This window comes from Buttiauxella sp. S19-1, from assembly GCF_022134725.1.
Lineage (GTDB): Bacteria > Pseudomonadota > Gammaproteobacteria > Enterobacterales > Enterobacteriaceae > Buttiauxella > Buttiauxella ferragutiae.
Genome location: NZ_JAHWLU010000006.1, coordinates 62,516 through 84,272 on the forward strand (window position 1 = coordinate 62,516; position 21,757 = coordinate 84,272).

Consider the following 21,757-nt stretch of genomic DNA (forward strand, 5'->3'; position numbering starts at 1 on the left):
ATAACTTGCTGATTTAGAATTTGATCCAGGTCACATGCCAACGAAAAATACCCCTGCAATTTTTACTGTCAGCCGCCTGAATCAGACGGTGCGTATGCTGCTGGAACAAGAGATGGGGCAAGTCTGGATCAGCGGTGAAATTTCCAACTTTACCCAACCGGCTTCCGGTCACTGGTACTTCACACTCAAAGACGATACCGCTCAAATTCGTGGGGCGATGTTCCGCAACAGCAATCGTCGCGTCACCTTCCGTCCGCAACACGGGCAGCAGGTTTTGGTGCGCGCCACGCTCACACTGTATGAACCGCGTGGTGACTACCAAATCATCGTAGAAAGTATGCAACCTGCCGGTGAAGGGCTGTTGCAGCAGCAGTATGAAGAATTAAAACAGCGCCTCACCGTTGAAGGTTTATTCGACCAAATTCATAAGCAGCCATTGCCAACCCCTGCGTATCAGGTTGGGGTCATTACCTCAAAAACCGGTGCCGCACTGCATGACATCCTGCATATCCTGAAACGTCGTGACCCTTCGTTGCCAGTGATCATTTACCCCACTGCGGTTCAGGGCGCCGATGCGCCACTGCAAATCGTGCGTGCTATCGAATTGGCCAACCTCCGCAAAGAGTGCGACGTGTTGATTGTTGGGCGCGGCGGTGGTTCGCTGGAGGATTTGTGGAGTTTTAACGACGAGCGCGTGGCTCGCGCCATATTTGCCAGTCAAATTCCCGTAGTTAGCGCCGTAGGCCATGAAACTGACGTCACGATCGCCGATTTTGTCTCCGATGTTCGTGCTCCGACCCCTTCTGCAGCGGCAGAAATTGTTAGCCGTAATCAGGTGGAGCTGTTACGCCAGATTCAGTCGCAACAGCAACGCATGGAAATGGCGATGGATTACTACCTCGCCCAGCGCTCGCAGCGTTTCACCCGCTTACATCATCGTTTGCAACAACAACATCCACAGCTGCGTTTAGCTCGCCAGCAAACTACGCTCGAGCGCTTGCAACAGCGCCTGAATGGAGCAATGGATGCCAAACTGCGCCGCACCACTCAGCAGCAGCAACGCCTGATGCAACGTTTGAATCAACAACAACCGCAGCCAAGAATTCACCGTGCGCAGACTCGCTTGCAACAGCTTGAATATCGCTTATCGCAGGTTGTGACTGCCCGCCTGAGCAATACGCGCCAGCGCTTTGGCACCGCTATTGCGCAGCTTGAAGCAGTCAGCCCGCTGGCAACCCTTGCGCGTGGTTATAGCGTGACTACGGCGACAGACGGCAAAGTGCTGAAAAAGACCAAACAAGTGCATTCCGGAGATACGCTAACGACGCGTCTGGAGGATGGTTGGGTAGAAAGCCAGGTCACCGGCATTACACCGGTGAAACCTGCTCGCAAGCGTAAAACGGTTGCGAAAAGTTAGAACTTAGTTCGCAACAGGCACGAAATCGACGCGTTTCTTCGAAATCAATCCGTGGCCGTTTTGGCAGAAATAGTCGACTGCGCCACACGCTTTTAAAACTTCCAGCGGCTTATGGCAATCCGGGCAGTGGGCTTCCAGGCGAAAATCCTGCTGGCAGGTTTCGCAGCGCGCGCCCGAGTCTGTTTGCTGTAATGGGGTTTCACACACCGGACATTTCACTTCCATAATTACTCCTGACAACTCTTCGCGATATTTGTCTTTTGATGATAAAGACAAACCTGCCAATAATCACCAATAACACTCCCCATGCTGGCAAACGGCTATTGGGGATGTCGTGTTGGGCGGGGTTCATTTATTTAAAACCAGATAGTGCTGATTGGAAAAAATGGGTGAATAGTGAATAACTTAATTTAGTATTTTTACCTGAGGGTTCATCATGAAAAAGTTGCTTCTTATCGCAGTGGCCTTACTCCCTCTCTCAGCATTGGCTGCCCCTCCGCAGGCGTTCAATTTTAGCTGTGGGAAAACTGGCGGAACTTACAGTGACGGTAAAGGTGGCGTGTGGGTGAATGGTCAAAAAGCGACGATTAAACAGAGCAGCCCGACCTATTGGGAAGCGACCAGTGGAAAAACAGCGATCAGCATTGTGCGTTCAGCAGACGGTAATCCTGAGATTTCTTTTACCGGCCCCAATCGTACTCACGGCGTCTGTTTACCCGAAGATGAAGTAAGCTTCGCGCCGACTGCACAGAAAAAAAATGAGCAGAAATCTGGGCCTTCATTTTCATGTTCAGCAGTAAGTAAAGGCAGTATGGAAGAGTTGATTTGCCAAAACGAAACGCTTTCCGCGCTGGATCTCAAACTGGCGAATATCTACAAGCAAGCTCTGGTGAAATCAAATAATAATTCCACGCTTAAAGCTGAGCAGCGTGGATGGATTAAGGGGCGTGATGAATGCTGGAAAGCAGATGACAAAACCTCTTGCCTGAATGACTCATATCAGCAACGCATCAGCGAATTACAGAAAAAGTACCAGGTACAATAAGCAAAATCGTTACCAATAGCCTGAATGTATAAAAGCCCGCGATGCGGGCTTTTTGTTTTGCTAACGGCTGGTAACCGCGCAGTTTTATTTGCTTTTCTTGATGTGCTTGATCAAACGCTTACGCTTACGCATCTGATTCGGTGTCAGCGTGTTACGTTTGTTGGCAAACGGGTTCTCGCCTTCCTTGAACTGGATACGGATTGGCGTGCCCATAACATCCAGCGATTTGCGGAAGTAGTTCATCAAGTAACGCTTGTAGGAATCCGGCAGGTCTTTCACCTGGTTGCCGTGGATGACGACAATTGGCGGATTGTAACCACCGGCGTGAGCGTATTTCAGCTTAACACGGCGACCACGAACCAACGGTGGCTGGTGATCTTCCGCAGCCATGGTCATGATGCGAGTCAGAAGCGCGGTGCTTACACGACGCGTGGAGCTGTCATAGGCTTCGCGAACAGATTCGAACAGGTTGCCAACACCGCTACCGTGCAACGCAGAGATGAAGTGCACACGAGCAAAATCGATGAAGCCGAGACGGTAATCCAGGGTCTCTTTGACTTGCTCCCTGACTTCGTTGCTCAGACCATCCCACTTGTTGACCACAATCACCAGTGAGCGCCCACTATTCAGGATAAAGCCGAGCAGCGACAGATCCTGATCAGAAATACCTTCACGAGCATCGATAACCAGCATCACAACGTTGGCATCTTCAATCGCTTGCAGGGTTTTGATTACCGAGAATTTCTCAACGGTTTCAGTGATTTTGCCACGCTTACGAACACCTGCGGTGTCGATAAGGATGTATTCGCGCTCATCACGTTCCATTGGAATGTAGATGCTATCACGCGTGGTTCCCGGCATGTCATAGACCACAACGCGGTCTTCGCCAAGAATACGGTTAGTAAGCGTTGACTTACCTACGTTCGGACGACCAACAATTGCCAGTTTGATGGGTAAATCGATAGGGTTGAAAGCTTCTTCTTCCTCTTCTTCAATCTCTTCGTCGTCTTCAGAAACAATGCCATGTTTAGCATTGAATGCCGCCCAGTAGGCTGTATCTTCATCGATCTCTTCTTCCGGTTCACGCGGATTAGTTTCATCGATGAACGGAATCAGCACGTGTTCCAGCAGCGTTGTTACGCCGCGGCCATGAGATGCTGCGATAGGGTGAATTTCACCTAATCCCAAAGAGTAGAAATCGATAACCGCCTGATCAGGGTCCATGCCGTCAGTTTTATTCGCCACCAGGAAGGTTGGCTTCTGACGAGAACGCAGATGTTTGGCAATGGCTTCATCGGCAGGCATCAGGCCAGCACGCGCATCCACCATAAACAGCACTACATCGGCTTCTTCAATCGCTAACAGCGACTGTGCAGCCATGTGTGTTTCAACGCCATCTTCCGTTCCATCAATACCACCGGTATCAATGGCGATAAATTCGCGACCTTCCACTTCAGCACGACCATACTTGCGGTCGCGAGTCAGCCCCGGGAAATCCGCGACCAGCGCATCTCGGGTACGCGTCAAGCGGTTAAACAACGTGGATTTTCCGACATTAGGGCGCCCGACAAGCGCAACCACAGGTACCATGATAAAAGCCTCATTACTCAAAATTCATCATAAAACGACGTCAAATCACATCGTTTCTAAAAACAGGAAACGGCTCCCGGACTACAGGAACCGTTTTTCTCTTAATTACTTCAGGCAAGTTTAACGCTTGATAGCGTACAACGTACCGTCTTTTGACTGAATCAACAGCTTGTCACTGGCAACAACTGGGTCAGTCTGGAATCCAGAACCGTCCACTTTTTGTTGGGCAACAAAGCGACCGTCATCAGCGTTGAGCCAGTGCATATAACCTTCACTGTCAGCGACAACCAGATAACCGTTGTACAGAACAGGTGAAGTCAGATTACGGTGCAGCAGATCACTTTGCGTCCACATCGTGACACCGCCATCAGCATTCAGTGCAATCACGCGGTCATTTTGGTCAACGAGGAAAATACGGTTCGCATCAACAATAAAGTCGTTTACTGAACCTAATTCACGTTTCCACATCACCTGGCCTGAACGTAAGTCCAGCGCAGTCAGGTTACCGTTATATGCCAGCGCATAAACCACACCGTTAACAACAACAGGGGTCGTATCGACATCGCTCAGACGGTCAATCTCTGTCGAACCGGTCGCCTGAGAGATACGTTGCTGCCAAATCAACTGGCCTTGCTTCAGCATAACCGCGCTTACACGGCCGTTATCACCGCCAACAATTGCAGCACCAAACGCGACTGCAGGTGCTGATTCGCCACGCAGAGAAAGTGCTGGCATATCCAGGTTCACCGTCCACTTCACGGCACCATCAGCTTCATCGAATGCCTGAAGCTGGCCATTGCTGGTATGAACCAGAACTAAACCATCGCTAACCACTGGGCGAGAAAGCACTTCGCCAGCTGCCTTGCTTTGCCATGCAATACTACCATCAGAGGTGTTAAGCGCATAAACCTGCGCTTTTTCACTACCAACGTAAAGATGTGCACCTTCAACAGTTACGCCACCAGAAAGCAGTGCCGAAACGTTGCTGGTATAAAAGCTCGTTTTTTCGGAAAGGTCGACAGACCAGACTTCTTTACCGTCATCCGCGTTAACGGCTTTCACGATACCACGGCGATCGGCTGCATAAATGTTGCCGTCCTGCCACGCTGGATGCAAATTGGAATAGAAATCACCCACTCCGCTACCAACAGAAGTACTCCATGATTTTTCAGGTTCGAATTGGTTTTCGACTGTCGGCAGTGGAGACATTTGAACCACATCTTCTTCACCGCTAAACAGTGAACAACCGCTGAGCAGCGTCAGAGAAATCAGCCCTGGTACAAGTAGTTTACGCAATTGCATCGGGTCCCTCTTAGCTCGACAAATTATTAATTTTCATCTGCATCATTTCGCGCAGAGCTGGAGAAGCATCAGTTTGTGAGCCTTTGCTCCACGCATCGCGTGCACCTTGCTTATCACCTTTGCTGAGCAGTGCTTCACCGCGTAAATCAGCGATAATGGCTACCCAACCTTCACCTTTAATGCTATCAAGCGTTTTCAGCGCGGCATCAATTTGCTTTTGTTGGATTTGAACACGTGCCAGACGCACGTTAATCAACGCCTGCAAATTTTCGTCTTTAGTACTGCTCAGACCCTGCTGCAATTGAGCTGCCGCTTTCGCGAGGTCGTTGTTATCTGCATACTTCTGAGCAATTTCCAGTGATGCCAGGGCACCATAAGTGTTCTTCGTGTTTGCAGCGAATTTCTCTGCTGCACTCAACGTTGCAGGTTGGTCAGCACGCACAGCTTGAGTCACGGTTTGATACTCAAGAGAAGATGCCATTGAGCTTTCAGCCTGATGGCTATTCCAGTAACGCCAACCAACCAGTGCGCCAATACCCAGAACCACGCCCACTACCAGCGCTTTGCCGTTTTCGGCAAAGAAGCGTTTTACCGCATCAACCTGCTCGTTATCGTTTTCGTAAATTTCCACGCAGTCCTTCTCCTTAACGATTAATCACTGGGGAAATTAACCCAGTAGCGCCTGTAAATGAGCGACCGCGTTTACTTGTTCAACGGTAGTTTGCTCACCCGTGCGCAGATCCTTCACGACGACCTGACCATTAGCAACTTCAGTTTCGCCCAGCACCAGTGCAACACGTGCACCCCACTTATCTGCACGGACGAACTGTTTCTTGAAGTTACCACCGCCGTAGTTAGTCATCAGCTTGATAGCCGGGACCTGGTCACGTAATTGCTCAGCCAACAGCATTGCCTTAGCTTGCGTTCCCTGACCTGACGATATCAGGTAAATATCGACAACAGATTCTGCTTTAAATTCCGGATTAATGGCCTGAACCAGTAAAACAAGACGTTCCAGACCCATTGCGAAGCCAACAGCAGGCGCTGCCCGGCCACCCAGTTGCTCAACCAAGCCGTCATAACGGCCGCCCGCACAAACGGTGCCTTGAGAACCCAGGCTGCTTGTTACCCATTCGAAAACGGTACGGTTATAGTAATCCAGGCCGCGCACCAGGCGCTGATTCACGGTATACGCGATACCGGCAGCATCAAGGTACTGGCACAGACCAGCAAAGTGTTCACGAGACTCTTCGTCCAGATACTCGCCAAGTGTTGGCGCATCATCCAGCAATGCCTGAACGTCTGGATTTTTTGAGTCCAGTACGCGTAACGGGTTGCTGTACATGCGACGCTGGCAATCTTCGTCGAGTTTCTCTTTATGCTGTTCAAGGAACGCAACAAGCGCGTCACGGTAGTTAGCGCGCGCTTCAAGAGAACCGATAGAGTTCAGTTCCAGACTGACGTGTTTGTCGATACCCAAGGCACGCCACCAGCGAGCCGTCAGCATGATCAGTTCTGCGTCAATATCAGGCCCTTGCAGACCAAAGACTTCGACACCCAACTGATTGAACTGGCGATAGCGCCCTTTTTGCGGACGCTCATGGCGGAACATCGGCCCGATGTACCACAAGCGCTGTTCCTGATTGTACAGAAGACCATGTTCGATACCGGCACGCACGCAGCCCGCGGTGCCTTCAGGGCGCAAAGTCAGGCTATCGCCGTTGCGGTCCTCAAAGGTATACATCTCTTTTTCAACCACGTCGGTCACTTCACCGATGGCGCGTTTGAATAACGGGGTCTGCTCTACAATCGGCAAACGGATTTCACTGTAACCGTAGCTGCCGAGCACCTGTTTCAGAATGCCTTCAATGCGCTGCCAGATGGCGGTTTCGCCAGGCAGGTAATCGTTCATGCCGCGGATGGCTTGAATGTTTTTTGCCACGTTTATTCTCTACCGAATTTATACAAAAAATGAACCCGAAATCAGACTGTTTGCTATCGCGAAACGTCTGGCGGGTTCAATCATACACGGGAAGCCGAATGCTTCCCATGTTTCGCACTATTTTTCCAACTGCTGGATATTAATCCGTTGCGATTCATCAAGCATGGAGGCCTTGGCACGAATACGCGCTTCAAGTTGCGCAATCATGTTGTCGTTGTCCATTCGCTCACGTTGACGCACGCCGTCTTCGTAGAAACCGCTTTTCTTGTTGCCACCCGTCACGCCCAAAGTGGAAACCAGTGCTTCACCCGGCCCGTTCACCACACAACCGATGATCGAAACATCCATTGGCGTGATGATATCTTCCAGGCGCTCTTCGAGAGCGTTCACGGTACTGATAACATCAAATTCCTGGCGCGAACACGTTGGGCAGGCGATGAAGTTAATACCACGAGCACGAATACGCAAAGATTTCAGGATGTCGAAACCAACCTTGATCTCTTCTACAGGATCGGCCGCCAGTGAAACGCGCAGCGTGTCACCGATGCCTTCAGAAAGCAGCAAACCCAGGCCAATGGCAGACTTAACAGAACCGGCGCGCAGGCCCCCCGCTTCGGTGATCCCAAGATGCAACGGTTGATCAATCTGTTTAGCCAGTAAACGATAGGATTCAACAGCAAGGAAAACATCCGACGCTTTGACGCTGACTTTGAACTGATCAAAGTTAAGACGATCAAGATGATCGACATGACGCATCGCTGACTCTAACAACGCCTGAGGTGTGGGTTCACCATATTTTTCCTGGAGATCTTTCTCCAGCGATCCGGCATTAACGCCGATACGAATAGGGATATTTTTGTCGCGGGCGCAATCGACAACCATACGAATACGCTCTTCATTACCAATGTTACCAGGGTTGATGCGCAGGCAATCAACGCCATACTCAGCAACTTTCAGGGCGATGCGGTAATCAAAATGGATATCAGCGACCAGCGGGACATTGACCTGCTGTTTTATAAGCTTGAACGCTTCTGCTGCGTCCATAGTCGGTACAGATATACGAACGATATCGGCACCCACTCTTTCTAACGCTTTGATCTGATTAACTGTTGCTTCAACATCCGTAGTACGGGTGTTGGTCATAGACTGGACGGCGATCGGTGCCCCGTCGCCGATTGGCACATTCCCGACGTAGATCCGTGTGGATTTTCTACGTTGAATTGGGGCTTTATTATGCATTACAAATCTCCACAATTACGCGTCATGCTGGCTGCGATTATTCAGCACTTACCGTCAGACGCGCAACCTGGCTAGTTCTGATAAATCGACTCAGGTCGACAGGTTTACCCTGAAACTGAATCTGTACTGCCGCCGGAGCACCAATTTTCAACTTATACGGAGCCTGGCCGGCTAAATTCAAATTGCCATCTTTACGCTGCATGCCGCTGAATAATTTTTTACCCGTCGCATCGGTCACTTCAAGCCAGCAATCGGCATTAAAATTCATGACTAACGCATTCGGATCTGCTGCCGCCGTGGCAGGATTAGTCACAGCGGCTTGATCGGTCGGTAAGGTGGCATTTGGTGCAGGCGGCGTAGTGGCCTGCACATTTTCAACAGGAGCCTGGCCTGGAGCCACTACAGCGGAGGAGTCCGCTGGAGTGGTTTGCTGGGCCGTTGCTGCCGGAGCCAGATTTTGTGTTGAATCAGTTCCAGGTGCAGATTGTGTCGCAGGTGCCTGCACGGGCTGCTGTGCTGAGGTATCAGTTGCAGATGAATCATTGGTACTCAATGGAACTGATTGAGAATTGCTATTGCTTGCTGAAAGTTCAGCTGAAGATTGATCTGCCATCGTCGAAATCTCTTCCTGTTGCGCTTTGTGGTTTTGCCACCACCATGCGCCCGTCAGACCGACAACAACAAACAGAACGAGCCAGGTAAAGCTCATTAACCAACCGTCACGTTTCTTGCGACGTTTTCCCAGGGAAAAACTTTGCATTGGGGCAACTTTGGCAGCCTTAATCGGTGCCTGTTTTGCCATCATCGGCAACAGTTCTTCTTCAGGGATACGCACCAGTCGTGCATAAGAGCGGATATAACCACGCAGGAACGTAGACGCTAACTCGGCAGGCGCCTTGTCATCTTCAATATCCCGGACGGTAGAAACCTTCAGGCACAGGCGTTCTGCCACAGCTTGTTGGCTAAGACCGAGTTCTTCACGAGCGGTACGTAGACGTTCACCCGTGGTTTTTGCTGCATTTGATTCTTGAGTGGCTTCAGTATTCATTAGCTACAACTACTGGTGCTGTTCGATTGAGGAATTAGGCAGGAGCCTTGTCGCACAGCATTTCCGCTACGCCACACTCTCCCGCTCCGCGAAACTAATTTATCTTCTGAAGGGCCCCCCTTCAGACAACATAATATTCAGCTCAAACTACTCATTCACCTAAAACAACTGCTTTACATGAACGATTTGTCACCGATGAGTTAACCATAGACATCATTTTGAATGTTGTCAGTGGATTGCGACCCATGATGGCTTAAATAGATGCGCCTAAACTATTGTTGTGCCGCTACATACTGCCTTAAAGTGCGGTGAAACGCACAGTAATTATTAATCTTAAACACGCTTGCGAACCTTGCATAACTGCAAGATATCACTACGTGTTTTTTGCGCCGTACAGCGGCATGACTGCATGGCGCCAGTCTGTTCAAAATGAATGCTTATCAGACTGCTTTAACATCAATAGGTTCACCCTGCATACGTTTGCGCAACGTACGTTTGGTACGGTCAATCACTTCACCTGCCAACTGGCCGCAAGCCGCATCAATATCATCGCCACGCGTTTTACGCACGATGGTTGTGAAACCGTAGCTCATCAGTACTTTCGAGAAACGGTCAATTCGGCTATTGGAACTGCGCCCGTATGGTGCCCCCGGGAACGGGTTCCATGGGATTAAGTTAATTTTACACGGCGTATCTTTAAGACATTCAGCCAGTTGATGCGCATGTTCAGTACCATCGTTGACGTGATCCAGCAGAACGTATTCCACGGTGACACGGCCCTGGTTGGCATTGGATTTCTCCAGATAGCGACGAACAGCCGCCAGGAAAGTCTCGATGTTGTACTTTTTGTTGATCGGCATGATTTGGTCACGAATATCATCGGTCGGTGCATGAAGAGAGATAGCAAGTGCTACATCAATCATATCGCCCAATTTATCCAGAGCCGGAACTACACCCGATGTGGAAAGCGTTACGCGACGTTTAGAAAGCCCAAAACCGAAATCATCAAGCATGATTTCCATTGCTGGAACCACGTTGTTGAGATTCAGCAGCGGCTCACCCATGCCCATCATCACCACGTTGGTGATAGGACGTACGCCGGTTTTCTTTTGTGCACCGATAATTTTCGCCGCACGCCATACCTGGCCAATAATTTCAGAAACACGCAAGTTACGGTTAAAACCTTGCTGAGCGGTTGAGCAGAATTTACATTCCAGGGCACAACCAACCTGAGAGGAAACGCACAGTGTGGCGCGGTCTTCTTCAGGGATATACACGGTTTCGACCAGTTGATCAGCGATTCTGATTGCCCATTTGATGGTGCCATCGGCAGAACGTTGCTCTTCAGCAACTTCAGGAGCGCGGATTTCAGCGACTTCTTTAAGTTTGTTGCGCAGAACTTTGTTGATGTCGGTCATGTCATCGAAATCATCACTGCAATAGTGATACATCCATTTCATGACTTGATCAGCGCGGAAAGGTTTTTCGCCCATATCAGCGAAGAACTCACGCAGTTGCTGGCGGTTAAGATCCAACAGGTTAATTTTTTCTGACTTGTTGGAAACGACTGAAACAGGCGTCTCAGGAGTGACAATTTGCTCTGACATATTTTCTTCCGGCCTCGTTGTTACACGTTACGGCCCCAGGAGGGTTAAAAAGATACGCCCCAGAGAGCAAGCTCATCCGGGGCGTAGCATTGTACAAATTCTATGGCTCAGATGCCATGACTGAAAGCGATGTACATACAAATAAAATGTAACGGCCGCTTAACAGATAGTGCTAATTAACGAGTGCGCGGACAAACTTCGCCTTCAGCGAAGAAATAGGCGATTTCACGAGCAGCAGATTCTAAAGAATCAGAGCCGTGGGTGCCGTTCTCGGTGAAGCTATCAGCGTAATCTGCGCGCAGAGTCCCTGCCAAAGCGTTTGCTGGGTTAGTCGCGCCCAGAATGTCACGGTGACGCTGAACGGCGTTTTCACCTTCCAGAACGCTAACCACGATTGGGCCAGAAGTCATGAACGCAACCAGACCATCGAAGAATGGCTTACCTGTGTGCTCAGCATAGAAGCCTTGAGCCTGTTCTGAAGTCAGGTGCAACATTTTGGCGCCAACAATTTTAAACCCTGCGGATTCAAAACGAGCATAAATATTACCAATAACGTTTTTTGCCACCGCGTTTGGTTTGATGATGGAAAAAGTACGTTCAATAGCCATGATTACCTCTGTGTCTGTTCTGTTTGCCCGGTCCCCACCATTCTTCATTTAGGGGATACCCGGTTATGATTTGGCGCCGATTATAATGAGCAAGTCTCGAGTTGCCTATGGATGCAGGTAACATTTTTTTAAAATAAAACGAACATCGGCAACACTTCTCATCTAAACGCCTAAAAATCACACTATTACTCTACTGCAATGTGAAATGAGCAGCGGCAATCTGCCCGACGCCATCAAGGACCAATACCTGATACTTACCCGGTTTATCCAGATTCAGCGCAATTCCGTTCTGGTTTTCACTGACCGGTTCGCCGTTCAAAAACCACCAGCGATCGCCCTGGCCCCCCTGAGCGCTAAGGCGGAGCACCAGGCGCAACTCACCCGGCAGACGTTTCAAAATAGCGCCCTCGCGTACCCCTAACAACAATAAAGGCGTAACTTCATCTTTCTGCTGTGGTGGACACTGTTCCGAGACCGCAGGCAAACGAGCGACTCTTCTTTCGCCCTCCGGTAACCATGGCTCAAGCGGCAGGGGCCATAGTGCAATAGTATGTTGTGTTGCCCCCGGGCAATCGGCAGCCACACGTTTCCCTTGTTCATCCAGCCATATTACCTTTCTCGACCCCTGAATCCCCTCCTGCCCCGGAGCTTCTAGTGTTGGCGGTTGGCTACCATCCAGTAACCAGCCCGATAGTCTGCGTCGGCAATTGCTGTCTCCAGCCGCCAGGTTTTGCCCTCCCGGCCAGCAAATTTCACCGGCAGAAACCGTTGCCGGACGCGGGTCAACCGGTAAACGCGCTTGCTGAACAGCGGAAGTGGCTTGCAGCAGATTATTAACCTGGTTTAGCAGTGGCACGGCGCTGCCTAATCCAAACTGCCCAGCAACCGGCGTGCTATCAGGGCGTCCGGTCCAAATACCAATGAGATAGCGGGGATTTATTCCGATAGCCCACGCATCACGATAGCCGTAACTGGTGCCCGTTTTCCAGGCCAAAGGCACCACAGCAGGCAAAGTGGCATCCGGTTGCGGCTGCGCTTCGCCTGCCAGAACTCGACGAATAATCCACGCGGCTCCCGCAGACATCAAAGGACGCTCAAGTAATGGCTGGTCGGGTTGCAAACGTAGATGCGCCGCGCGACCATGGCGAGCAAAAGCGCTATAAGCAGCAACTAACTGATCCAGTCGCGCCCCCCCACCACCAAGAATGAGCGAAAGATTGGGCTCACTGCCAGCCGGGAAACGCAGATCCAGCCCCACATTACGCAGTTGTGCTGCAAACCGTTTTGGCCCATACGCTTCCAATACCTGAACAGCAGGAAGGTTAAGCGAGCGCACCAGAGCCTCACTCATACTCACTGGCCCATGAAAACCAGTGTCGAAATTTCCTGGCCGGTAATCGCCGAAACGGCGTGGCACATCCTGTAACAACGAAGTGGGATGTATCAGCCCATCATCCAGCGCCAGGCCATAAACAAAGGGTTTCAGCACCGAACCGGGTGAACGAATGGCCGTCACCATATCAACATGCCCGAAACGGTTTTGGTCATTGATATCGACCGAACCTACCCAACCGCGCACTTCCATGGTGGTGTGATCGACGACCAGCATCGCCAGTGATGATCGCGAAGGCAATTGTGCTTTCCAGTTAAGGGCTAGTTCTTCCAGTTGACGCTGTAACGATGCGTCGATGGTGGTCGTGATTTTCTGAGCGGGACTGCGATTTGCCAGATAGCGCGACAGCAGCGGAGCCAGTTGCGGCATCTGCCGTGCGGCCAGCCATACCGGTTCCTCCAGCGATTCCTTAACCTGCTGAGGTTCCCAAACGGCTTGTTCTGCCATACGAAGAAGCACTTTATTACGCGCGGTCTGAGCCCGTTCTGGCCAGCGGTCCGGGCGCAAACGACTGGGCGCCTGTGGAAGTACCGCCAATAAGGCCGCCTCCGCATAGCTAAGTTGTTGCGGGGACTTACCCAAATAGACCCAACTGGCCGCCCCTACGCCCTGTAACGTGCCGCCAAAGGGGGCTCGATTAAGGTAAATAGTGAGAATTTGTTGTTTTGAAAGATGCCATTCGAGCTGCAACGCTCGCCAGACCTGGCGGATTTTCCCGCCAAACGTACGAGGATGCGGATCAAGCAAACGCGCGACTTGCATCGTCAACGTACTGCCACCTGAGATCACTTTCCCATTGCGAAGATCCTGCCAGGCCGCTCGTAAAATCGAAAGTGGATTGATCCCTGGATGATCCCAAAACCAACGATCCTCGTAGTTGATCAAAGCTTCGAGATAGCGGGGAGAGACATCATTCAGCGTGACCGGATAACGCCAGATACCGTTCTCATCGGCAAAGCGCCACAGCGGCGTGCCGTCTGCCGCAACCACGACACGAGCAGGATTCGCCTGTGACAACGGCAATGGCCAAATCCGGTCTGCCAGCCAAATTCCCAGACAAATAAAGAGCGGCACCACGACCAAAAGGTAGCGGCGCCGCCAGCATAAAACTTTTAACATTCGCAAGGCCAGTTACGGATGAACTGTCAGCAAACCAGTGCTGGCTCCTGTAGCCCGCCACTGCGGAACATACATTGATTCCACTTGTGAAACCGGAACCTGATAAGTCCCGGGAGTGACCGCCCGTGCCAGATAAACCAGAGTGGCATGCTGGCTTTCATTGAGTGGTAATGCAGCCACAAAGCGATCATCACGGAACTCCAGGTGCTGGATATCAGCCTGCTGCATCTGGCTCAGTAAGCCCTGAACCTGGTTATCACCTTCACCTAAACTGGCACTACTTTCAGAAAGGTTCTGGTTTTCCAGCTCAAGCCCCGCTGGCAGTAAATCGACCACCAGTGCATCAGGCACATTTTTATCCGCCCAGACATCTAACCAGACCATCACTAACTCACCGCTTTTCAGTTCTGACAACGATTTGCTATTGCCTTTAGCATCCAGGAAATGGCGCTCAATATGCAGCACATTGCTATATGGCGCTGGAGCCTGTTGTGGATAGCCGACGCTGTCTAAGCGGAGATAAAGATTACCTGTACCGGTGTTAGTCACTTGCAAACGCTCAAGTTGTTCAGCAGTCAAATTACGAGTCATTGATTGCCCGCTTGCCAGTGGTTCGTCAGTAAAGGAAACCTGCGATTGCCACTCCCCTTTTGCGGTTTGCCAGTTACGACCAGCCAGGAATAGTGCGTTACTTTCCTGAGTCGACAACCAGCGTTGGCTAAAAGCGAGGTTAGAGAGATTCACAAGCAAGTTATTCTGCTGGTCCGGCAGCAATTTGTTCTCTTCAAGAAGGCTCAGCATCATCGCGTTATCACGCAGTTCACTGCCGTAGTCAGCTAACCAAATACGCTCATTGCTGCGACTAGTTTGCAAACCTAACTTGATAGCTTCATCGCCTCGCGGAGCATCACCCATCAGTTTTAACGCCACGCCTAATTGCACCAATGGCAATCCGGCACGGGCTGAGCTGTGATGCGACCAAAGCTCACGCAGCGCCCCGAGCGGTGCTTTTTGCTGACGTGCCAATACTTGTGCGGCGTAGGCCTGAACCGCAAATTTACTGCCCGCAGAGTCATCGCTATAACGCAACGCGATAAGCCCTGAATCCTGCAAATAACGCAACAGACGCTGATTTGCTTCAGTCAGCGCATCTGTATTCACGCTATAACCTTGCTCACTGGCACGCACCAGGAAATCAGTGACGTACGCCGTTAACCAGTATTCTTCTGGCCCTTCTTTGTCCCATAAGCCAAAGCTGCCGTTATCACGCTGCATATCAAGCAGTCGAGAAATCCCCAGGTCGATGGCGGCACGGCGCTGTTCATCGCTGGTTCCTTTTATCCCCAGAGCCGCGAGTTGCGCCTGATTGGTATAAAGCGAAGGGAACAGACCGCTGGTTGTTTGTTCAAGGCAACCATACGGATAGGCTTTCAGTTCCCGGATATAACGCGCCAGGTTCAACGGTGGACGGCCACTGAGAAGAATTTGTCCTTCAAGCGTTGCTGGTGCCAAACCGGAAATATGCTGCGGTGGAATATCCCAGACGTCACCCGCAGCTAGCACCGCACCGCTATTGATGTTTTGCGCCGGGAACGGAGGCCGTACGCCCAATTTCCATTGTTTTTGCAGTGCGCTGAATGTTTCGCCAGGTAAGTTTATGCCACTGATTTGCGCAGTGAGCTGCCCGTCACCAAAACCATCCAACGCATGGACTGAGATAAACAGGGTTTTACGTGCACCAGGTAACAGTTGCACTGTTTGCTCAGCAGATGAGTCCAGCGAAATCAAACCACTGGTTTTCAGGTTTAGGTTCAGTTGTTGCGGCTGGTCGGTAAGATTAGTGAGATCCATTGCCAGGCGGCTACTGTCACCACTTGCCATAAAGCGCGGTGCCGCCAGTTCGCTCACCAAAGGTGCCGCAACCACTACTTTTTGCTCGCTGTTACCAAAACGGTCATCGGTCCAGGCTTGCGCCATTACCCGTAACTCGCCGTTAAAGTCGCCAATCGGCAGCGTGACTATTCCTTCACCCTTCTCATTCAGTTGTACTGGTTGAGCTTGCTCAGCAATGATAGTGACGTGGTTAACGGGTTTTTTACCCCCGCGACTTAGTGCATCGCCTTCATCACCATCACCACCAAAGCGTAACGCGGCTAAGCGCCCTTCCCCTTCAATCACCTGACCGTAGATATCATATAAATCTGCGCCATAACGTTTGCGACCAAAGAAGGCTTCCCAAGGGTCTGGCGTTTTGTAGTCAGTAATATTCAGCACACCGCTATCAACAGCGGATACCAGCACATTAATTTGCTTCGGCATTTCGCCATTAATCGGCTGGGTTTTAACTTTTACGGTGAGATTTTGATTCGGGCGCATTTTGGCCGGAGCCTCCAGCGCCAGTGCCAGGCGGCGGCTTTCGTCACCCAGTGGCAGATGCAAAATACCAACAGCACGTTTCGGCGTTGCCGCACGGCTCTTATCACCAGGACGAATCACCAGGGTACTCAGATAAAGGTCATGGCGCTGCCAGCTTTTATCGACCGGAATAGCAATATCCAGCCCTTTTTCTGGCACATCAATTTCTTTCCACCACAATGGGCCATCGCTGGATTCCACCATCGCGTAGCCCTTACCGGCGGCTGGGGCGGAAATATGCAGATTGATGGTGTCACCTGGCTTATAAGCTGGTTTGTCTATTTTCAGCGTCACACGATCTGGGCGTACAGCGCCAGCGCCGTCACTGTTATCTTGCCAGCTATAACCCGCCCAAAAACGCATACTGCTGACAATGTTTGTCTCCTGGTCACGGACTTCAAGACGGTAAGAACCCCATTCAACGGGGAAAGCCACTTTGCCGGTTTCACCCGCGGCAAGCGTGAGTTTTTGCTCAGCTTCTACCAGATCTTTCTGGTCATATTGTGACTGCCAGCCTTCACCTTCTTCCCAACTCCAGAAGTAATCGCGGCGCTCACGGATGAGCCGTACATCCAGCCCCGAAACCGCTAGTTTTTCCCCTTTAGCATTGGCGTACACGATGTCAAAACCGGCGTTAGTGTCTTCGTCAACGATAGGTTGAGTACGGGTGCTGTCGGTTCGGTAATCGTAAATTTCTTTACTGGCAAATTGCGGACGAATACCCGGTAACGCAGCGCCTGGCCAGATAGCTTGTTCAGCACGACGCGTCACTGGACGGCCACCTGATTCCAGCAAACTGGCTTGCAGCACCAGCCGTAACGGTGAATGAACGTCAGACCATTGGCTGTCTGCACTGACGGTAGTTTTACCTTGCTCATCAAGCTGGAGCTGGACTTCATCCAGATTACGAGTGAGGTTTTCTTCGTTGATGTCACCAAACTGGAACCCAGGCAATGCAGACACCGCTTCACGCAGTGGGCGTAAAAACAGTTGCCCTTGCAGATTATTACCGGCTGCTGGCGCACCATACAGATAGCGACCGACAATTTCGAAATTCACAGAATCATCAGGACTGACAGGCTCTTTACTACCAGTGATGTTGAGCGCCATGCGCTCCGGCATAAAGTCTTCAACTTTAAATGACCAGATACGTGGCTGGTTATCGCCAGTATTCACACGTACTTGCCAGTTGCCGGTTTGCACATTCGGGTTCAATGGATAGCTAAATTTGTACAAACCATTTTCAGGTTGCCAGACTTGCGTCCTGGCGACCTGGCCGTCTGGTTTCACCACTTCGAGTTTTACCGGCTGCGCAGGTAGTGCTTTACCGTCGCCATCACGTAACAAGGCATTCAGCAGTAGCGTTTCACCAGGGCGGTAAAGATCGCGTGGGCCAAACATAAAGAACTGCTTACTGAAGCCGGTTTCCCCAGCAATATCAAATTCAGCCAGATCCAGCGCCGGGCGGCTTAAATCCAGCAGCGTAGTTTGCTCGCCTGTTCTCGCCAGCAAGATTGTGCCTTTACCTGGTTTTTCCAGCTTAGCGTGACCATCGCCATCGCTCTTCGCTTGTGCCAGTGTTTGCCCTTTTTCATCAAGCAAGGAGATTTCCACGCTGGATTGCGCGGCACCATTTTCCAGGCTTTGCGTGAAGACATCTAACCGATCATGGTAGCGGTGTGCTGACACACCGATGTCGCTCAACGTAAACAAGGTTGCAGCATTGCTATAACTGTAATGACCAGCCTGACTCATTATCGCGATGTAGACACCAGGCTGTTGCAGCGGTTTAATTTCGCCTAATGGCAGCAGGAGTTTTTCGCGGGTATTGCGTGCCGGATTGAGATCAAACCTGCCGCTGTAAACCAGTTCCGCAAGCTTGAGTAAATTGTCAGATTCCCAGTTAGACACTGAGTTTCGGTATTGCCACTGGCTGATGAATGAACTTAAAGATTCACTTTTTATCCGGTAGAAATTGACGTCGATTTTATCAACGTTGAGTGCCATCACCGGTAAACCTGCCATCACTTTGGTTGGCAGCAATGAACCCCGGCTGGCAAACCCCACGCTTGGTTGGATATCGCGGGTCGAAATTTTCTTTTCGAAGTGGCTGTCAAAAGTCGTTTTATTGAGAGCCAGCAAGCTGTTATCAACGGTTAATATCAGTTCACGTTTCGGCTCAAGATGGCGCAAACGTAATTCTTTCAGGTCGGCTGAAAGTTCCCACGCACCATCGACTTTACCGCTGGTTTTGTCCACCAGATGGGCCACGCGGGAGAAATCTTGATTGGGATCGAGTGGAATTGAAAAAGTCATGACTAACGTGCTTGCGCCATCGAGTTGTACCTCGGAGGCATCGAGCAATTTAAGCGGTTTGCCCGCAGAGTCTTTCGCTAACTTTTCGAGTTGCGAGGCATCAGGCTTCGCCGCAGGAGCAGTACTTTGCTGAGCCGTGCTATCGCTTTTCGCTGCTGGCTGAGGTTTATCGTTATTGTCGCACCCTGAAAGTGCCAAAGCTGCTACGAGCGCCGCTACCAGCGCACCCAGACGTATTGCTTTCATGTTTTATCCCTGGCCGATAAGGCCCATTAACTCACTACGTAGTACATGTATTATGCGGGTACATTAAAAAAACGAAAGTATGAAGATTCGGCATTGCGTACTTTCTCGCAAAGGAAACGTTTTATTGTGCAACGGTTTCAACTGAAATTTGGATGCAAAGTGGAAGCATGATCACAGCCTGAAACGTTACATGTTACCTTGTGAGTCATTTGTTTTTAAAACAATAAGATAGTTGGATTAGCAGTCTTTATTCTTGCTACATTTCAAGCTGAGTCGCTGCCTCAACGCGGTGTTTAGCCAAAGTGATAATAAGAGACTGCTAAATGAAAAGTGCCGTTAACGCTCTACAAAATTTCGGAAAATCACTCTACGGCCCGGTGCTTATTTTGCCGATCGTCGGTTTATTTATCGCGTTCGGTAATGTATTGGGCAATGGCAACCTGGCAGAATATTTACCCTTCCTCGGCCACCCTTCCATTCAACACACTGGCGTTCTCATCTCCAAATCCGCGGTATCGGTTCTGGCGAACCTGGCGCTGGTATTTGGCGTAGGCATTCCCATTGGTCTGGCGGCCAAAGACAAAGGGTATGCTGCATTAATTGGTCTGGTTACTTTTATCGTATTCATTAATGCGATGAACGTAACGTTACAGCTTCAAGGCGAACTGGCTCCTGCCGACCAAATGCGTGCCGCAGGGCAAAGCATGGTGTTGGGTGTCCAGGTGCTTGAGATGGGCGTTTTCGCAGGGATCCTCACGGGCGCACTGTCGGGATATTTGTACAACCGTTATTCCAGCGTACAGTTTTCTGGTGCGATGGCGATTTACTCAGGGCACTGTTTTGTCGCCATTATCATGCTTCCCGTCTCGATGTTACTCGGTGTAGTGATGAGCGAACTCTGGCCGTTTGCTCAGCATGGCATCAGCGCACTGGCGCTGGCGATTAAAGGCGCCGGAGCGTTTGGCGTTGCCATCTACGGTTTCCTGGAACGCATCCTGGTGCCAACCGGCCTGCATCACCTGGTCTATACCCCATTCCTGTATACCGAATTAGGCGGCACGGCCGATGTTTGCGGCAATATTTACCAGGGCGCGCGCAATATTTACTTCGCAGAAATGGCCTGCCCGAGCGTGCATCAACTGAGCAGTACTGTGGTGTGGGACGCGCGCGGAATCAGCAAAATGTTCGGCCTCCCTGCGGCAGCACTCGCCATGTATATGACGGCGAAACCGGAACGCAAAGCGGCAGCGAAAGCCATTCTCATCCCGGCAGCGCTGACATCCATGCTGGTTGGGGTCACGGAGCCACTGGAGTTCTCCTTCCTGTTTGTCGCCCCATTGTTGTTTGGCGTGCATGCGGTTCTGACCGGCATCGGCATGATGCTGTTCTATTTGCTGGGCGTTCACGCCATCGGTGCCAACGGCATTATCGATTTCATTCTTTATAACCTGCCGCTGGGGACTGAGAAATCCAACTGGCCGATGTATATCGTCGTCGGGCTGACGATGTCGATCATCTATTTCCTGGTGTTCCGCTTCCTGATTCGCCGTTTCGACATGAAAACGCCGGGCCGTGAGGACGACGAGCAAGAAACAAAACTGTATAGCAAACAAGAGTATCAGGCCAAAGGCAGCAACGATGGATTAGGTGAAGCCATTATTGAGGGCCTCGGTGGACGAGCCAATATCGAAGTGGTCGACAACTGTTACACCCGCCTGCGAGTGACGGTACGTGATGTGACAGTTATCGACGAACCCCGCCTGAAATCGACTGGCGCGAAAGGGGTGATTAAGCAAGGTAATAACGTTCAGGTGGTCTACGGGCTGCATGTCAAAAAAATGCGTGAAGCAGTAGAGACTTATCTCTAAAGGAGCTAATGATGTTTAAACCCCCGTTTATTTTGTCCATTGCCGGTGGCGGTAGTACTTACACACCGGGCATTGTTAAGAGCCTGATGGTGCGCCTGGCCGATTTCCCATTAGCTGAAATCCGCCTCTATGATATTGATGGCGAGCGCCAGTCGGTGATTGCTCCGGTGGTTGAGAAAGTGATTCGCGACCATAGCCAAAGCATTAAATTTACCGTCACCACCGACCCGGAAGTTGCCTTTAGCGGTGCCCATTTTGTTTTCGCTCAAATGCGCGTTGGCCAGTACAAAATGCGCGAGCAGGATGAAAAAATCCCACTACGCCATGGCGTGGTAGGGCAAGAAACCTGTGGGCCTGGCGGGCTGGCATATGGCCTGCGCACCATTTTGCCGATGGTGGAATTGTGTGATTTTGTCGAACGTTACGCGCATCAAAAAGCGTGGATTGTTAACTATTCCAACCCTGCGGCGATTGTTGCCGAAGGCGTGCGTCGCCTGCGCCCAAAAGCGCGAGTACTTAATATTTGTGATATGCCGGTCGCCGCGATGCGCAATATGGGTGCCATTCTCGGTGTTGACCGCCATAAATTAGAAGTCGATTAC

15 protein-coding genes are annotated in these 21,757 nt (G+C 50.9%); 4 read left to right on the top strand and 11 right to left on the bottom strand.

The window, feature by feature from the left end:
• The first annotated feature begins 34 nt into the window (after positions 1-34).
• Positions 35-1,417 (top strand): exodeoxyribonuclease VII large subunit, encoded by a 1,383-nt coding sequence (xseA, locus tag MES37_RS02850; RefSeq protein ID WP_121815109.1) that lies wholly within the window; start codon positions 35-37, stop codon positions 1,415-1,417.
• Between the two features lie 3 nt (positions 1,418-1,420).
• On the opposite strand, the gene MES37_RS02855 is transcribed toward xseA, so the two are convergent.
• Complete coding sequence (locus MES37_RS02855; RefSeq protein ID WP_121815108.1) at positions 1,421-1,642, bottom strand: zinc ribbon domain-containing protein; 222 nt, start codon at positions 1,640-1,642, stop codon at positions 1,421-1,423.
• A 211-nt stretch (positions 1,643-1,853) separates the two neighbouring features.
• Between MES37_RS02855 and MES37_RS02860 the strand changes: the two genes are divergently transcribed.
• The gene (locus tag MES37_RS02860) at positions 1,854-2,462 is read left to right on the top strand and encodes a lysozyme inhibitor LprI family protein (protein ID WP_232886283.1); all 609 of its coding nucleotides are present in this window, start codon (positions 1,854-1,856) and stop codon (positions 2,460-2,462) included.
• A gap of 84 nt (positions 2,463-2,546) precedes the next feature.
• On the opposite strand, the gene der is transcribed toward MES37_RS02860, so the two are convergent.
• The 10 genes from der to MES37_RS02910 all read right to left on the bottom strand — a co-directional run bounded on the left by der (position 2,547) and on the right by MES37_RS02910 (position 19,287).
• Complete coding sequence (gene der / locus MES37_RS02865) at positions 2,547-4,052, bottom strand: ribosome biogenesis GTPase Der (protein ID WP_064544467.1); 1,506 nt, start codon at positions 4,050-4,052, stop codon at positions 2,547-2,549.
• A 120-nt stretch (positions 4,053-4,172) separates the two neighbouring features.
• Positions 4,173-5,354 carry an outer membrane protein assembly factor BamB gene (bamB, locus tag MES37_RS02870; RefSeq protein ID WP_064544465.1) on the bottom strand — a complete coding sequence of 394 codons (1,182 nt, stop codon included), beginning with the start codon at positions 5,352-5,354 and terminating at the stop codon, positions 4,173-4,175.
• A 10-nt stretch (positions 5,355-5,364) separates the two neighbouring features.
• Positions 5,365-5,985, bottom strand: coding sequence for a YfgM family protein (locus MES37_RS02875; RefSeq protein ID WP_064544463.1), 621 nt, complete (start codon positions 5,983-5,985; stop codon positions 5,365-5,367).
• A 36-nt stretch (positions 5,986-6,021) separates the two neighbouring features.
• On the bottom strand, positions 6,022-7,296 hold the full coding sequence (gene hisS / locus MES37_RS02880; RefSeq protein ID WP_064544461.1) for a histidine--tRNA ligase: 1,275 nt from the start codon (positions 7,294-7,296) through the stop codon (positions 6,022-6,024).
• A gap of 117 nt (positions 7,297-7,413) precedes the next feature.
• The gene (gene ispG, locus MES37_RS02885; RefSeq protein ID WP_121815104.1) at positions 7,414-8,535 is read right to left on the bottom strand and encodes a flavodoxin-dependent (E)-4-hydroxy-3-methylbut-2-enyl-diphosphate synthase; all 1,122 of its coding nucleotides are present in this window, start codon (positions 8,533-8,535) and stop codon (positions 7,414-7,416) included.
• A 37-nt stretch (positions 8,536-8,572) separates the two neighbouring features.
• Positions 8,573-9,583, bottom strand: coding sequence for a cytoskeleton protein RodZ (gene rodZ, locus MES37_RS02890; protein WP_064544458.1), 1,011 nt, complete (start codon positions 9,581-9,583; stop codon positions 8,573-8,575).
• A gap of 440 nt (positions 9,584-10,023) precedes the next feature.
• A complete protein-coding gene (locus MES37_RS02895; RefSeq protein WP_064544455.1) occupies positions 10,024-11,190 on the bottom strand; it encodes a bifunctional tRNA (adenosine(37)-C2)-methyltransferase TrmG/ribosomal RNA large subunit methyltransferase RlmN in 1,167 nt (388 codons plus the stop codon).
• A gap of 176 nt (positions 11,191-11,366) precedes the next feature.
• Entirely contained in the window at positions 11,367-11,798 is a 432-nt protein-coding gene (ndk, locus tag MES37_RS02900) for a nucleoside-diphosphate kinase (protein WP_064544453.1), read from the bottom strand.
• A gap of 190 nt (positions 11,799-11,988) precedes the next feature.
• Positions 11,989-14,310 (bottom strand): peptidoglycan glycosyltransferase PbpC, encoded by a 2,322-nt coding sequence (pbpC, locus tag MES37_RS02905; RefSeq protein WP_232886315.1) that lies wholly within the window; start codon positions 14,308-14,310, stop codon positions 11,989-11,991.
• A gap of 12 nt (positions 14,311-14,322) precedes the next feature.
• Positions 14,323-19,287 (bottom strand): alpha-2-macroglobulin family protein, encoded by a 4,965-nt coding sequence (locus tag MES37_RS02910; RefSeq protein ID WP_237930057.1) that lies wholly within the window; start codon positions 19,285-19,287, stop codon positions 14,323-14,325.
• A 323-nt stretch (positions 19,288-19,610) separates the two neighbouring features.
• Between MES37_RS02910 and MES37_RS02915 the strand changes: the two genes are divergently transcribed.
• Both MES37_RS02915 and MES37_RS02920 read left to right on the top strand, forming a co-directional pair.
• Positions 19,611-21,155 carry a PTS transporter subunit EIIC gene (locus MES37_RS02915; RefSeq protein ID WP_237930058.1) on the top strand — a complete coding sequence of 515 codons (1,545 nt, stop codon included), beginning with the start codon at positions 19,611-19,613 and terminating at the stop codon, positions 21,153-21,155.
• Between the two features lie 11 nt (positions 21,156-21,166).
• Positions 21,167-21,757, top strand: a 591-nt coding sequence (locus MES37_RS02920; protein ID WP_443106349.1) for a family 4 glycosyl hydrolase, incomplete at its 3' end; no start/stop codon positions are given.

What these genes read in the sequence shown, in the direction of transcription:
- MES37_RS02860 (WP_232886283.1), top strand. Translation starts at nt 1,854, where the DNA reads ATGAAAAAGTTGCTTCTTATCGCAGTGGCCTTACTCCCTCTCTCAGCA.
- bamB (WP_064544465.1), bottom strand. Translation starts at nt 5,354, where the DNA reads ATGCAATTGCGTAAACTACTTGTACCAGGGCTGATTTCTCTGACGCTG.
- MES37_RS02855 (WP_121815108.1), bottom strand. Translation starts at nt 1,642, where the DNA reads ATGGAAGTGAAATGTCCGGTGTGTGAAACCCCATTACAGCAAACAGAC.
- rodZ (WP_064544458.1), bottom strand. Translation starts at nt 9,583, where the DNA reads ATGAATACTGAAGCCACTCAAGAATCAAATGCAGCAAAAACCACGGGT.
- xseA (WP_121815109.1), top strand. Translation starts at nt 35, where the DNA reads ATGCCAACGAAAAATACCCCTGCAATTTTTACTGTCAGCCGCCTGAAT.
- MES37_RS02915 (WP_237930058.1), top strand. Translation starts at nt 19,611, where the DNA reads ATGAAAAGTGCCGTTAACGCTCTACAAAATTTCGGAAAATCACTCTAC.
- MES37_RS02910 (WP_237930057.1), bottom strand. Translation starts at nt 19,287, where the DNA reads ATGAAAGCAATACGTCTGGGTGCGCTGGTAGCGGCGCTCGTAGCAGCT.
- ndk (WP_064544453.1), bottom strand. Translation starts at nt 11,798, where the DNA reads ATGGCTATTGAACGTACTTTTTCCATCATCAAACCAAACGCGGTGGCA.
- der (WP_064544467.1), bottom strand. Translation starts at nt 4,052, where the DNA reads ATGGTACCTGTGGTTGCGCTTGTCGGGCGCCCTAATGTCGGAAAATCC.
- pbpC (WP_232886315.1), bottom strand. Translation starts at nt 14,310, where the DNA reads ATGTTAAAAGTTTTATGCTGGCGGCGCCGCTACCTTTTGGTCGTGGTG.
- ispG (WP_121815104.1), bottom strand. Translation starts at nt 8,535, where the DNA reads ATGCATAATAAAGCCCCAATTCAACGTAGAAAATCCACACGGATCTAC.
- MES37_RS02895 (WP_064544455.1), bottom strand. Translation starts at nt 11,190, where the DNA reads ATGTCAGAGCAAATTGTCACTCCTGAGACGCCTGTTTCAGTCGTTTCC.